This is a genomic window from Stenotrophomonas sp. YJH_SMC_37 (assembly GCF_059370035.1).
Window position 1 is genome coordinate 128956 of the sequence record NZ_JCAFTG010000006.1, and the last position, 13462, is coordinate 142417.

Sequence of the window (13462 nt, forward strand, 5' to 3'; positions counted from 1 at the left end):
CATGTCGATCTTCATCATCCGCGGCCCGGAAGCCGCCGGCGCCTTGATCCGCACGGCAATGCCACTGCCGGCGCCGGTCCTGAAGTCGCTGGTGCATCGCGCGATCGATGCCGGCACCAGCGTGGCGATCCGTGCCTGCGGTTCGGAGCAGGAACTGCTGGATGCGCTGCGCGTGGCCGATCACAGCCGTGGCGAAGTGACACTGCTTGACCCGGGTGCGTGCGCCAACAGCCTGCGCCTGCAGCGCCTGCTGCCCTACCTGCACAATGCCTACGTGGAGGTCCACGACGACGGCGCGGTGGCCGAGCCCTGCCTGCCGGCCGGTGTCGGCCAGCGCTTGGGCATCGCCGCCGGCTATGGCGCGCAGAGCTATGTGCTGGCGTTGGATATCGCGCTCGATCACCTCGGGTTGGCCGAGCAGGCCAACCGGGTGCACGTGGGGACGTGATCCGCTTGTGTAGAGCCGAGCCCATGCTCGGCTGCGTCTCCAGAAAAAGCCAGCCGAGCATGGGGTCGGCTCTACACAAAGAAAAACGGCGGGGTTTCCCCCGCCGTTTTCGATTTCTTACTTCAGCCCGCGGAACTTCAGCAAAGGTTCCACCGACGGGTCCTTGCCGCGGAAATCGCGGTACAGGGTCGACAGCTCCACGCTGTTGCCGCGCGAGAGGATCTTGTCGCGGAACTCCTGGCCGTTGGCCGCCGTCAGGCCACCGTGCTCGGTGAACCACTGGTAGGCGTCATGGTCGAGCACTTCGGCCCAGAAGTAGGCGTAGTAGCCGGCCGAGTAACCGCCACCCCAGATGTGGTCGAAGTAGGTGGTGCGGTAGCGCGGCGGCACCTGCGGCAGGTCGACCTTGAACTTCTTCAACGCGCTGGCTTCAAAGGCGCCGACATCCTGCAGCGGCGCGTCGGCCTTCTGGGTGTGCCAGGCCAGGTCCAGCAGCGCGGCAGACAGGTACTCGGTGGTCGCATAGCCCTGGTTGAAGCTGCGCGCCTTGAGGATCTTGTCGACCAGTTCCTGCGGCATCGCCTCGCCGGTCTTGTAGTGCTTGGCGTAGTTGGCGAACACCTTCGGATCCAGCGCCCAGTGCTCGTTGAACTGCGACGGGAACTCGACGAAATCACGCGAGGTGGCGGTGCCGGCAATCGACGGGTACTTCACGTTCGAGAACATGCCGTGCAGCGCATGGCCGAACTCATGGAACATGGTGGTGACGTCGTCGAAGCTGATCAGCGCAGGCTGGCCGGCGGCCGGCTTGGTGAAGTTGCAGACGTTGTAGACCACCGGCTTGGCACCGGTCAGGCCGTCCTGTTCGACGAACACGTCCATCCAGGCGCCGCCGGACTTGCTGTCACGCTTGAAGTAGTCGGTGTAGAACAGCGCCAGCGAGGTGCCGTCCTTGTCGAACACTTCGTACACCTTCATGTCCGGGTTGTAGGTCGGAATGTCGGTACGTGGCTTGAAGGTGATGCCGTACAGCTGGGTGGCGGCGTAGAAGACGCCGTTCTGCAGCACATTGTCCAGTTCGAAGTACGGCTTGATCTGCGATTCGTCCAGATCGTACTTGGCCTTGCGCACCTGCTCGGCGTAGAAGTCCCAGTCCGAAGCGGCGACCTGGAAACCACCCTTCTGCGCGTCGATCACCTTCTGGATCTCGCCGGCTTCGGCGCGCGCCTTGGCGGTGGCGGCCGGCACGGTGTCGGTCAGCAGCTTGAGTGCCGCAGCCGGGGTCTTGGCCATCTGGTCGCCCAGCTGGTAGTCGGCGAAGGTCTCGAAGCCGAGCAGCTTGGCCTTCTGCGCACGCAGCTGGGCCAGGCGCTGCACGGTCTGCCGGGTGTCGTTGGCATCACCGCGCTCGGCGCGGGTCTCCGAGGCCTTCAGCACGGCGGCGCGCTGGTCGCGATCGCTCAGCGAGCCGAGCACCGGCTGCTGGGTGGTGTTCTGCAGCGGCAGCAGGAACCTGCCGTCCAGCTTGCGTTCCTTGGCGGCGGCTGCGGCGTTGTTGATCGCATCCTCGTCCAGGCCGGCCAGCTTGGCCTTGTCGTCGACGACGACGGCCGCAGCGGCGGTGGCGGCCACCAGGCGGGTATGGAACTGGGTGGAGAGGGTGGTCTCTTCCACGTTGAGCTTGCGCAGGGTCGCCTTGTCAGCGTCGGACAGCTGCGCACCGGCGCGCACCAGGCCGTCGTAGTAGTGCTCGACCAGGCGCTTCTGCACCGGATCCAATTCCAGCGTGTCGCGCTGGTCATAGATCGACTTCACGCGCGCGAACAGCTTCGGATCGAGATTGATCTCGTCCTGGTGCGCAGCCAGCTTTGGCGCCACTTCTTCCTGGATCTTCTGTCGTGCATCGTTGGTATCGGCCTGGACCAGGCCGAAGAAGATGCGCGAGACGCGGTTCAGCGTCTCGCCGCTGCGCTCCATCGCCACGATGGTGTTGTCGAAGGTGGCCGGCTCGCTGCTGTCGGCGATCTTGCGCACGTCGGCCAGGTGCTGGCGCATCCCCTCTTCGAACGCCGGCAGGTAGTCGCTGTCCTTGATCTTGTCGAACGGCGGGGCCTGGAACGGCAGCGTGCTGGCGCTCAGCAGAGGGTTGGTGGAGGCTTCGGCCGGCTGCTGGGCCGGGGTCTTCTGGGCATCGGACACGGGGGTGGACTCCTTGCCGGAACAGGCCGCCAACGCCAGGCTGATGGCGGCGGCCAGGACTACGGTACGCGACATGTAAAACACTCCTTGGGCAGACGGTACGGGATACCAGCCCTCCACCCTACTCCTGTCGCGCTCGCCCGGCATGTGCCGGACGTGGCGTCTATGCAGCGGCCTGCGGCAGGCTCAGACCGTACCGCGGGTCTTGCCGATCCAGGGCCGGTAGAACTCGCGGATCGCGGCCATGTCGGCAGCGTCATCACCACTGGGCGTGAACAGCGGGCCGATACCGATGGTCTTTTCCGGGTAGTGGAAGTACGCGGCAAGGATCGGCACGTCAGCCATCCGGGCGATCTTCAGGAAGCCGGCCTTCCACTCCTTCACCGCCTTGCGGGTGCCCTCGGGCGTGATGGCGAACCACATCTTCTCGTTGTTGCGCAGCAGGTCCACGGCCTGTCCGACGGTGCCCTGCGGCGAGCTGCGATCGAGCGGGATCACGCCCAGCCTGTGCAGCAGCGGGCCCAGCGGCCACCAGAACAGCGACGCCTTGCCCAGTACCTTCACTTTCATGCCCAGCGCGATCTTGGCCGCCATGCCCCACAGCCCATCCCAGTTGGACGAATGCGGGGCGATGATGAAGACCAGCCTGGGGATGTCAGGCAGGGTGCCGGTCACCTTCCAGCCGCCCATGCGCAGGGTGCAGCGCGCCAGCCAGCGCAGGAAGGCGTTGGGTTTGACCTGCGGCATCTGCGGCGGCACGGCCGGCAGCAACGAAGTCGGGTTGTTCAAGCAATCACTCCCAGTCACGTGATGAGCGACCGCGCTTGATCTGCGCGCGCCCGCGTTTGGCGTCCAGACGACGCAGTTTCGACCCGAGGGTCGGCTTGGTGGCCTTGCGCGGCTTGGGCACGCTCAGCCCGGCCTGGATGAAGGCCGCCAGCCGCTCGCGCGCATCCTCGCGATTGCGATCCTGGGTCCGGAAACGTTGCGCATCGATGACCAGCACGCCTTCGCCGGTCATGCGCCGGTCACGCCGCGCCAGCAGGCGTGCGCGCAACGGTTCGGGCAACGAAGGCGAGTTGGCCACGTCGAAACGTAGTTCCACCGCGGTGGAGACCTTGTTGACGTTCTGGCCACCGGCACCGCTGGCACGCACGAACCGCTCGACGATCTCGCCGTCGGGGATTTCAAGCTGCGCGCTGATGGTGACCGGTCCGCTGCCCATCCGCGCATTGTAGCGGCAGCCACGTGCCGGAGTGCGGCATCGCGCGCCGTATGCCGCCGATCAGGTACCGAACACGCCGCCTTCGCCTTGGCTGCGGGTATGCTGGCCGTCCCATGTACCGCAGGAAGCCCGCATGACCCGCACCACACCCGCCCTGCCGTCCCTGCTGCGCCGCGCCGCCCTGCTGCTGGCGCTGGCCGTGGTCAGCGTTCCGGCCCTGGCCGCGCCACCGACAGACGGCGACATCAACCGCCTGCTGTCCGCGTCACGGGCGCAGAGCATGATCGACACCATGCTGCCGCAGATCGAGGCGATGCAGCAGCAGCAGTTCCAGCAGGTGGCCGCACAGCGCCAGCTCAACGCCCAGCAGCAGGAACAGCTGAAGCGGATCCAGGCGCGGACCAGCCAGACCCTGCGCCAGGCCCTGTCCTGGCAGCAGCTGCGGCCGATGTACGTGGACCTGTACAAGAAGACGTTCAGCAAGGAAGACGTGCTGGCGATGGCCGAGTTCTACGAGAGTTCGGCCGGCCAGAGCCTGCTGGACAAGACCCCGGCGCTGATGCAGAACGTGATGGTGGCCATCCAGGCGCGCATGCAGCCGCTGTTCGCGGATCTGCAGAAGGATCTGGAAGCCATCGTCAACGAGCCGGAAAAGAAATAACGGGGTGCGCCGGGCCACGCCCGGCCGCTGGCTGTAGAGCCGAGCCCACGCTCGGCTTACGGCAGCAGCATCAGGCGTCGTCCACCTGCCAGCCAAACAGGTCCAGCGCCTTCTGGAACCCGCCGTCCAGCGGTGCCCTGACATCCACGTCGCCGCCCTCCGGATGCGGGAAGCGCAGGCGCTCGGCGTGCAGCAGCATGCGGTGCACGCCCTGCATGCGGAAGATGCGGTTGTGGCGGCCATCGCCATGGCTGGTGTCGCCAATCATGTGGTGCGAGAGGTGCTTGAGGTGCCGGCGGATCTGCCGGAAGCGCCCCGTCTGTGGCTGGCAGCGCAGCAGTGCATAACGCGAACGGGTGAACTCACCGACCGGCACCGACAGCTCGCCCGTCGCCAGGCGCTGGAAGTCGGTGATCGCTGGCTTCTTCACCGGCTTGCCCGGGCCGCCATCCAGATCATGGTCCACCCGCCAGGACAGTTCCGCCGGCCATCCCCGGCAGACCGTCAGGTAGTCCTTCAACACTTCGCCGCCCATCAACGCCTTGCCCAGCGCGCTGGCGGTCTCGCGGTCGAAGGCCAGCAGCAGGCAGCCACTGGTGGCCCGGTCCAGGCGGTGCACGAGGAAGATCGGCCGCCCCAGCTGCTCGCGCAGGCGGTCGGCCAGGAAGTCGTCTTCGCCACGGGCCAGCTTGCTGTCGTGGACCATCAGCCCGGCAGGCTTGTTGACCACGGCCAGGCGCTCATCCAGGTGCAGCAACTGCAGGGGCGCGGTGTCGGTCTCGACCGCGGCGAGGGTATCGGGTTCGGTGCTCACCGCGGGATTATCGGGGCTGGGCACTGAATGGGGTAGAGCCGGCCGCTGGCCGGCTGCCTCAGGGTCGTCTGGCTGCTGGGGTTGCCGGCCAGCGGCCGGCACTACCAGATCAGGCGCGGCCGGCCCTGCCGGATCAGGCGCGGGCAACGCTGCAGTCAGGCGCTGCGTACGGCCAGCAGCTCGCCGTTGCCCACCGGCACCAGGCTGACGCTGAAGTCCGGATCAGCGTCCAGCAGCACGCGCAGCGGTTCCATTTCCTGCGCATGCGAGGTGGCGTTGTCCACCACCAGCAGGCCCCCCGGCCGCAGCACGCGGCGCAGCTGCGGCCACCAGCCGGCGTACTGCCCGCGGTCCGAATCGAGGAACAGCAGGTCAATGCTGGCATCGACGGCCTGTGCCAGCCACGGCCCTGCATCGTCGTGAACCAGCGTGATGCGATCGGCCAGGCCACTGCGCGCGAAGGTGTCACGCGCCATCGCCGCCTTGTCCTGTGCGTATTCCAGCGTGATCACGTGGCCGTCGATGGCGGCGGCAGCCTCGGCCAGCCACAGCGTCGAATAGCCGTTGGAGGTGCCGATCTCCAGCACCCTGCGCGCGGCGCCGAAGCGGACCAGCACGGACAGGAATTCACCCGTGTCCGGCGTGATGTTGAGCATGCGGCGGCCACGCGCGCTCTCGCGGGCGTCGTTGTCGGCGCCGAAGCGTGCCAGTTCGTCCTTGAGCGCTTGCAGCATGGGACCTACTTCCACCACGCGCGCGCCAGCGCCACTGCGCCCAGCGCACCGGACAACCAGCTCCACATTGGCAGGTCGCCCCAGTACCAGCCCGGCGGCTGCAGCACGTACATGAGCGCGGCAATGGCCAGCAGGCCCACGCCAGTGATCGCCCCCACCGCGCGCTTCTGCAGGCGCTGCACGCTGGCGTCCAGAGCGGCCAGGTCGCGCGAGCGCATCGACAGTTCATGGCGGCCTTCCACCTGCTGGGTCAGCCAGGCGTGTACCAGACGTGGCATGTCCGGGGCATGGGTCATGATTTCCGGCAGGCGCTTGCCGATCTCGCGTACCACCCGGCGCGGGCTGTAGCGCTCGCGCAGGATCTTCGCCAGCACCGGCTTGGCCACCGCCCAGATGTCGATCTGCGGGTCCAGCTGGCGGCCGACGCCTTCGATGTTCAGCAGGGTCTTCTGCAGCAGGATCAGCTGGGGCTGCAGGGTCAGCTGGTAACGCTGCGCCACGCGGAACAGCTTCATCAGCACTTCGGCCAGCGAGATCTGCGACAGCGGCCGGGTGAAGTAAGGTTCGCAGACCGATCGCACCGCCGCTTCCAGATCGTCGATGCGTACGTGGTCCGGCATCCAGCGCGCCTGCACGTGCAGTTCGGCAATGCGGCGGTAGTCACGGTTGAAGATGGCCATGAAGTTCTCGGCCAGGTAGTACTGATCTTCCTGCGAGAGCTGGCCCATGATGCCGAAGTCCAGCGCGATGAAGCGCGGGTTGGCGCGACGCGCCGGATCGGTGTCGACCCAGATGTTGCCGGCATGCGCATCGGCATGGAAGAAGTTGTCGCGGAACACCTGGGTGTAGAACACCCGCACGCCCTTGGCGGCCAGCGCCTTGCGGTCGATGCCGGCCTTGTCCAGCGCGGCGATGTCGTCGGACGGAATGCCCCACACGCGCTCCAGGGTCAGTGCGCGCTCGGCCGTATGGCTCCAGATCACTTCCGGCACGTACAGGTCGTCGCTGTTTTCCCAGAAGCGGCGCAGCACGCTGGCATTGGCGCCTTCGCGCTGCAGGTCCAGCTCGGCGGCCAGGGTGTTCTCGACCTCGGCCACCACTTCGCGCGACCGGATTTTGTCGGCGCGCGGGTGGGTGCGCTCGACCAGCGCGGCCAGCGAATTGAGCAGGGCGATGTCGGCGTCGATCTGCTTCTCGATGCCCGGGCGAAGTACCTTGACCACCACCTGGCGGCCATCGGCCAGCGTCGCCGCGTGCACCTGCGCGATCGAGGCCGAGGCCAGCGGTTCGGTGTCGAAGCTGGCGAAGGCCGCACTGACCGGCAGGCCGAGCGCGTCCTCGACGATGCGGCGCGCGGTCTCGCCATCGAACGGCTTGACCCGGTCCTGCAGCAGGGTCAGTTCATTGGCCACGTCCGGTGGCACCAGGTCGCGGCGGGTGGACAGGATCTGGCCGAACTTGACGAAGATCGGGCCGAGGTCCTGCAGCGCCAGGCGCAGGCGTGCACCGCGCGACTGTGCGGCGATGTCGGCCGAGGCCCGCGGCACGAACGGCTTGGCCAGGCGCAACCAGCGCTCGGCCGGTGTGCCCTGCAGCAGGTCGTCGAGGCGGTAACGCAGGATCACCCGGCCGATGCGGCTGGCCCGCAGCACGGCCTTCATGCGGCACCCCGCAGGCGCTGCACGCGAGCACCCAGACGCTCGACGTCGTCGCGCAGCACGTCCACGTCATCGTGGAAGGCGTCCAGCTCGGCACGCGGCACCACATCGCGCGATTCCTCGGTGATGAACTCGGCGGCGCTGTGGGCCAGATCGATCGCGCCCTGGCGCGCGTGCTGCAGGCCGTTGCGCAGGGTGTTGGCAACCTGCACGCCCAGTACCTCGCCGAATACGCTGACGAAGGGCTGCTGCCAGTCCGGGTCGAAGCCCTTGGCCAGCTGCTGCAGGCGTCGCGCCAGTTCGGCATCGCCGGCCACGCGCACGCGACCCTTGCCGTTGCTGTCACCGCGCCGCGCGTTGGCCAGCAGCGGCAGCTGCGCCAGCACGCCGGCCAGGCTGCTGCGCACGGCCAGGTCGGCTTCCTGCGCGTCCACCGGACCGACCCGCAGCTGGTCGCCGTCGACGCTGATGCGCATCGCCAGCGACGGCGCTTCCAGGGTCAGGTCGATGTGGCGGCCGTCGAGGCTGGCCAGGGCATGGCGGGTATCCGGATCCAGCGCCAGGGCGCGGTTCAGGGCGATCTGCAGGGCGCGGCCAGCGACCGGCTTGAGGGACTTGAGCAGGGAAGGAGCCATGGGCGCATTCTACCTGCGTGGGTGGGGGGCTTGGGCCGGGCTGCCGCCCGGCACCCGCAGATGCAACAGCCAGGGCAACATCAAAAGCTGGCTATCCGTGGGATGGCGGGGGGGGTCCGGTTGCGGGGGACGCTGCAAGTACGTCCATGTAAGCTCGGTCGCGCCATCCATGGCGCTCACGCCCCCGCAACCGGACCCACCCCGCCTTCGACAGCTTGCTGCGATCTGTCGGGACGGCGTTCTGTGTTGCTGTTGGTGGGTGTCGACCTTGGTCGACACGGTAGATCCACGCCATGCGTGGATGGATTTCTGGTTCATCTGTGCCTCACGCGGTGGGCCGATGAAGGTTCATGCTATGGGGTCACGCAACGCACAGGACATCGCATTCCCCATGGCACGGACCCGGGTCGGCATCATTTTCGGAGGCAAGTCTTCCGAGCACGAAGTTTCGCTGCAGTCGGCGAAGAACATCCTCGATGCACTTGATCGCGAGCGCTTCGAGCCGGTGCTGGTCGGTATCGACAAGCAGGGTCAGTGGCATCTGAGCCAACCCGATACCTTCCTGATCAATGCCGATGATCCGTCGCGCATCGCGCTGCATCGGTCCGGTACGTCGCTGGCGGTGCGCCCGGGCGCCGAGCAGGCGCAGCTGCAGCCGTGCGATGCGGCCAGCGCGCTCGGCCAGATCGATGTGGTGCTGCCGATCGTGCACGGGCCGCTGGGCGAGGACGGTGCGCTGCAGGGGCTGCTGCGCATGGCCAACCTGCCCTTCGTCGGTTCACCGGTACTGGGTTCGGCGGTGGCGATGGACAAGGACGTGACCAAGCGCCTGCTGCGCGACGCCGGGCTGCAGGTGGCACCGTGGCTGTGCATCCGTCGCCATCAGGCGGCGGCAGTCGATGTCGATGCGGTGATCGCGCAGCTCGGCCTGCCGTTGTTCGTGAAGCCGGCCAACCAGGGTTCGTCAGTGGGGGTGAGCAAGGTCAAGGATGCAGCGGGCTTCGCCGAGGCGCTGGCATTGGCGCTGCGCTACGACCACAAGGTGCTGGTGGAATCGGCGGTGGTCGGCCGCGAGATCGAGTGCGCGGTGCTGGGCAATGCGCATCCGCAGGCCAGCCTGTGCGGCGAGGTAGTGGTACACGACGAGTTCTACGCCTACGACACCAAGTACATCAACGACGATGGCGCCGACGTGGTGGTGCCGGCAGACATTGATGGCGCAACGCAGGCGCGTATCCAGCAGATCGCGCTTCAGGCCTACCGGGCGCTGGAGTGCGCGGGCATGGCGCGCGTGGATGTATTTCTTACCGAAGCGGGCGGGATCGTCATCAACGAGGTCAACACGCTGCCGGGCTTCACCCGCATCAGCATGTACCCGAAGCTATGGGGCGCCAGCGGCGTGGACTACACCACGCTGATCACGCGCCTGATCGAACTGGCGCTGGAGCGCCACGAGGCCGATCGCGGACTGCAGAGCGCTGTGTAGCGGCGCTGTGTGTAGCGTCGAGCCATGCTCGATGATCCTCTGTAGAGTCGAGCCATGCTCGACTCACGAGAAGCAGTCGAGCACGCTCGACTCTACAAAGGGGCGTGCCGACCAACGGTCGGCACCCACCGGAAAGAGCAGTGCCGGCCGGCGGCCGGCACTACCCTGCGGTCTACTAGCCTCGCTTGCGGAACATCGAGATCACCGCAAGGATCAGGAACACCACGAACAGGATCCAGGCGATGTTCGTTGCGGCGCCGGCGATACCGGAGAAACCCAGAACGGCGGCGATGATGGCGATGACAAAGAAGATGATGGCGTAGTGCAGCATGGCGCTCCTCGCGGGTGGTCGAGCCTTGGATGGCGTGGGTCCATCCTCCCGATCCTGCGGTGTGCAACCAGTGATGGCGATCTATGCAGCAGATGAAGCCTTCAGCCTGCGCAGCCCTTCTTCGATGCTGACTTGCGGCACGTAGCCGAAGTCACGGCGCGCCGGTTCCATGCTGTACCAGTGTGGCGTACACAGCTGTTCGGCCAGGAAACGGGTCAGCGGCGGCTCCCCGCGCAGTCGCAGCAGCGGCCACAGCCGCTCGCAGACAGCGCCGATGCGGTAGGCGGTCTTGAAGCTGATCGCCTTGTCCACCGTCGGCGCACCCACCGCAGCCAACAGCTTGTTCACCAGCTCGCGCATCGGCAACGGCTCGCCATTGGAGATGAAGTAGGCCTTGCCCGCGCACGCAGCGCCCGGTGCCAACGCTTCGAAGGCGAGGAAGTGCGCCAGCGCGGCATTGTCGATGTAGGTGGTATCGACCTTGTTGCTGCCATCGCCCACCAGGCGCAGGCGGCCCTGCCGCGCACGCTCGGCCAGGCGCGGCACCAGCTGCTGATCGCCAGGGCCCCAGATCAAGCGCGGACGCAACGCCATCGTCGCCAACGCGGCATCGTTGGCGGCCAGCACGCGCTGTTCGGCGATCGCCTTGGTGGCCGCGTACGGCGCCTGGAAATCTTCGCCGTACGGCACCTCGTCGGCGCCGAGGCCTTCCACCGGATGGGTGGCGCGATGGGTCACGCTGGGCGTGGAGGTGTAGACCAGCCTGCCGATGCGGTGCGCGCGGCAGGCTGCGATGACGTTGTCGGTGCCGACCACATTGGCCTGGTGGTAGCTGTCATAGCTGCCCCACGCGCCGGCCTTGGCACCATTGTGGAACACCGCATCGACGCCGGCCACCGCATGCAGCACCGCCTGCGCATCGGCCAGATCACCGCGGATCTGGCCCACGCCCATCGCCTGCAGTTCGGGGTAGTGGCTGCGGTTGAACGCCAGCACCTGGTGGCCACGCTCAACCAGCCCGCGGCACAGCGCCTGACCGAGGAAACCACCGCCGCCGGTGACCAGGATTTTCATGCGCGCTTCTCCAGTTCGGCGCCGGCCCAGACGGCGAGCTTTTCGCGGCCGATCTTGGCGTTGTGACGGATATCGACGGGGAACGCCGGATGCACCAGGACGTGCTGCAGGTTCGCATCGGGCAACCGTGCGGCGGCTTTCGCACGCAGGGCCTCGCGCAAGGCCGGGCTGTCGCTCTGCCCGCGCTGCAGTTCCACGCACAGCACCGGTACCTGTGCACCGGCCGGGCCAACACCCACCAGGGCCGTGCGCGCCACGCCGGGCACGGTGTTGAACACCGGCTCGACCTGTTCGGTGTACAACGGCCCCTGCGCGGTTTCCACGCGATGGGTCTTACGGCCGCAGAACCACAGACGGCCCTGTGCATCAAAGTAGCCCACGTCGCCCATGCGATGGACGATGCGGGTGCTGCCATCGGCCAGCGTCTCGCGGATCTTCGCCGCCGCGGTGGCCTGCGGGCGGTTGAAGTAGCTGTCGGTGGCGGTTGGGCCGGCCACAGTGATTTCCCCCACCTCGCCGGTGGCCAGCACACGTGCCTGCGACCAGTCGGCCAGCGGCGCGTCATCGATGGCGATGATGCGGACCTCGTTCGGTTCCACCACGCTGCCCACGCAGGTGCCAGCGCCGGCCTCGGTGGCGGCGCGGGTGCGCTCCAGCTCACGACCCTCCACCACTGCCACCGGCAGGCACTCGGTGGCGCCGTACGGCGTCCAGAACTGCGCGTCGGCCGGCAGCAGGCTGCGGATGGTGGCGACCACGTCCGGCGGCACCGGTGCACCGGCCGAGGTCACCCGGGTCACCGTCGGCAGCGGCCGGCCATGCTTCGCCAGCACCCGCATCAGCGCGGGCGAACCAAACAGCTGGGTCACGCCGAAGCGCTGGATGGCATCGTGCAGGCGTGCCGGGTCGGCCTGCGCCGGCCGCGTCGGGTCCATGTCCGGGATCACCGAGGTCAGGCCCAGCGCCGGGTCGAACAAGGCAAACGGCGGGAAGGTCGGCAGGTCCACCCCGCCCGCTTCCATGCCGAAGGCACTGCCCAGCAGCTGGATCTGGCCGACGAAATGGCGGTGGCGGTAGACCACGCCCTTGGGCACGCCGGTGGAGCCACTGGTGAACAGGATCGCGGCCATGTCCTCGCCATCGGTGTCGGCCAGCATCGGCCCAGCGCTGGCGCCGGCGCGCTCCAGCGCGGCCAGGCTGGTGCCGCCCCAGCCGAGGCGGCGGCCGACAGTGACCAGGCGGGTCGCCGAGGGCGCCCAGCGCAGCGCCAGCCGCGCCACATGCGCCAGTGGAATGCCGATGAAGGCCTGCGGCTGCGCCTCGTCCAGGCACTGCTTCAGGGCGCGCTTGTCGATGCCCGGGTCGACCAGCACCGGCACCGCCCCCAGCTTGAACAGCGCGAACATCAGCAGGAAGAATTCCGGCGAGGGCCGCACCATCACCACCGTGCGCACCCCGCGGCCGATCCCGTAGCCGGCCAGACCGGCGGCCATGGCGTCGCTGCGGGCATCCAGCTGGCGGTAATCGAGGGTGACGTCGTAGGCGGCCATGCCGTTGCCGGCGCCTCGGCGGCCCGGGCAGCGGATGGCGATCTGATCGGGGCGTTCACGCGCCAGTTCAGGCAGGCGCGCGGCAATGTTGCAGGGTCGGTTCATCCGTTCATTGTCGCCGCTTACGGAATTTCTTGCGCGGCGGCCGACTTCGTGGAAAATCCGCACCCTCGTTCCCGATTCCGACTGCCGCCCGAGGCGGCTTGCCCATGCAACATCCCTGCATGACCTGCGGCGCCTGCTGCACCCAATACCGCGTGGCCTTCCACTGGATGGAATCGGACGAGGTCACCCCCGGCGGCGTGCCGCACCAGCTTACCGAGGTGCTGGACCCGCATCGCCTGTGCATGCGCGGCACCCATTCCAAGCCGGTGCGCTGCGTCGCGCTGGATGCGCAGATCGGCGTGTATTCACGCTGCACCATCCACCCCAACCGGCCCAGCGTGTGTCGCGAGGTGGATGCATCGTGGGAGTATGGCAAGGCCAGCCCGCAGTGCGACAAGGCGCGCATCGCCTATGGTCTGGATCCGTTGACGCCGGCCGACTGGCGCTGGCGCGATGACGCCGACAATGACGACGACCACCCGGACGACAACGGCAACAGCCCTTCCTCGCCGCCGCAGGCGCCGGTCGCCGCGTAATGGTAG

Annotated in this window: 14 protein-coding genes; 4 read left to right on the top strand and 10 right to left on the bottom strand. The window is 67.6% G+C overall.

The features are described from left to right. The first annotated feature begins 1 nt into the window (after window position 1). Entirely contained in the window at window positions 2–448 is a 447-nt protein-coding gene (locus AC5P8J_RS10700) for a 3-dehydroquinate dehydratase (RefSeq protein ID WP_004153636.1), read from the top strand. 117 nt (window positions 449–565) lie between these two features. Here AC5P8J_RS10700 and dcp read toward each other — a convergent pair whose 3' ends face one another. The 3 genes from dcp to arfB form a co-directional block, all read right to left on the bottom strand. Further along, window positions 566–2722: a peptidyl-dipeptidase Dcp gene (gene dcp, locus AC5P8J_RS10705; protein WP_134735271.1), complete on the bottom strand. Its 2157-nt coding sequence runs from the start codon at window positions 2720–2722 to the stop codon at window positions 566–568. A 111-nt stretch (window positions 2723–2833) separates the two neighbouring features. Then, window positions 2834–3436, bottom strand: coding sequence for a 1-acyl-sn-glycerol-3-phosphate acyltransferase (locus AC5P8J_RS10710; RefSeq protein WP_134735272.1), 603 nt, complete (start codon window positions 3434–3436; stop codon window positions 2834–2836). Between the two features lie 4 nt (window positions 3437–3440). Beyond that, window positions 3441–3872 carry an alternative ribosome rescue aminoacyl-tRNA hydrolase ArfB gene (gene arfB / locus AC5P8J_RS10715; protein ID WP_005420755.1) on the bottom strand — a complete coding sequence of 144 codons (432 nt, stop codon included), beginning with the start codon at window positions 3870–3872 and terminating at the stop codon, window positions 3441–3443. A gap of 133 nt (window positions 3873–4005) precedes the next feature. On the opposite strand from arfB, the gene AC5P8J_RS10720 reads away from it, so the two are divergent. After that, on the top strand, window positions 4006–4533 hold the full coding sequence (locus AC5P8J_RS10720) for a DUF2059 domain-containing protein (RefSeq protein ID WP_134735273.1): 528 nt from the start codon (window positions 4006–4008) through the stop codon (window positions 4531–4533). A 70-nt stretch (window positions 4534–4603) separates the two neighbouring features. Here the strand turns inward: AC5P8J_RS10720 and AC5P8J_RS10725 are convergent, their stop codons facing one another. The 4 genes from AC5P8J_RS10725 to AC5P8J_RS10740 form a co-directional block, all read right to left on the bottom strand. Then, a complete protein-coding gene (locus AC5P8J_RS10725; protein ID WP_134735274.1) occupies window positions 4604–5347 on the bottom strand; it encodes a pseudouridine synthase in 744 nt (247 codons plus the stop codon). A 155-nt stretch (window positions 5348–5502) separates the two neighbouring features. After that, entirely contained in the window at window positions 5503–6081 is a 579-nt protein-coding gene (locus AC5P8J_RS10730; protein ID WP_019661889.1) for an O-methyltransferase, read from the bottom strand. Window positions 6082–6086: 5 nt separating this feature from the next. Continuing rightward, on the bottom strand, window positions 6087–7742 hold the full coding sequence (ubiB, locus tag AC5P8J_RS10735; protein ID WP_495216781.1) for a ubiquinone biosynthesis regulatory protein kinase UbiB: 1656 nt from the start codon (window positions 7740–7742) through the stop codon (window positions 6087–6089). Further along, on the bottom strand, window positions 7739–8374 hold the full coding sequence (locus AC5P8J_RS10740; RefSeq protein ID WP_021203737.1) for a ubiquinone biosynthesis accessory factor UbiJ: 636 nt from the start codon (window positions 8372–8374) through the stop codon (window positions 7739–7741). Before AC5P8J_RS10740 ends, ubiB begins: the two co-directional genes overlap by 4 nt. Window positions 8375–8765: 391 nt before the next feature. On the opposite strand from AC5P8J_RS10740, the gene ddlA reads away from it, so the two are divergent. After that, window positions 8766–9860 carry a D-alanine--D-alanine ligase gene (ddlA, locus tag AC5P8J_RS10745; RefSeq protein ID WP_031269342.1) on the top strand — a complete coding sequence of 365 codons (1095 nt, stop codon included), beginning with the start codon at window positions 8766–8768 and terminating at the stop codon, window positions 9858–9860. A gap of 175 nt (window positions 9861–10035) precedes the next feature. Here the strand turns inward: ddlA and AC5P8J_RS10750 are convergent, their stop codons facing one another. The 3 genes from AC5P8J_RS10750 to oleC all read right to left on the bottom strand — a co-directional run bounded on the left by AC5P8J_RS10750 (window position 10036) and on the right by oleC (window position 12920). Beyond that, window positions 10036–10191: a DUF1328 domain-containing protein gene (locus AC5P8J_RS10750; protein WP_005407633.1), complete on the bottom strand. Its 156-nt coding sequence runs from the start codon at window positions 10189–10191 to the stop codon at window positions 10036–10038. A gap of 81 nt (window positions 10192–10272) precedes the next feature. Continuing rightward, the gene (oleD, locus tag AC5P8J_RS10755; protein ID WP_134735589.1) at window positions 10273–11265 is read right to left on the bottom strand and encodes a 2-alkyl-3-oxoalkanoate reductase; all 993 of its coding nucleotides are present in this window, start codon (window positions 11263–11265) and stop codon (window positions 10273–10275) included. Next, the gene (oleC, locus tag AC5P8J_RS10760; protein ID WP_164144813.1) at window positions 11262–12920 is read right to left on the bottom strand and encodes an olefin beta-lactone synthetase; all 1659 of its coding nucleotides are present in this window, start codon (window positions 12918–12920) and stop codon (window positions 11262–11264) included. The genes oleD and oleC overlap by 4 nt, the downstream gene beginning before the upstream one ends. A gap of 104 nt (window positions 12921–13024) precedes the next feature. Here oleC and AC5P8J_RS10765 point away from each other — a divergent pair, with 104 nt between their 5' ends. Then, on the top strand, window positions 13025–13456 hold the full coding sequence (locus tag AC5P8J_RS10765; protein ID WP_005407630.1) for a YkgJ family cysteine cluster protein: 432 nt from the start codon (window positions 13025–13027) through the stop codon (window positions 13454–13456). Window positions 13457–13462 lie beyond the last annotated feature (6 nt).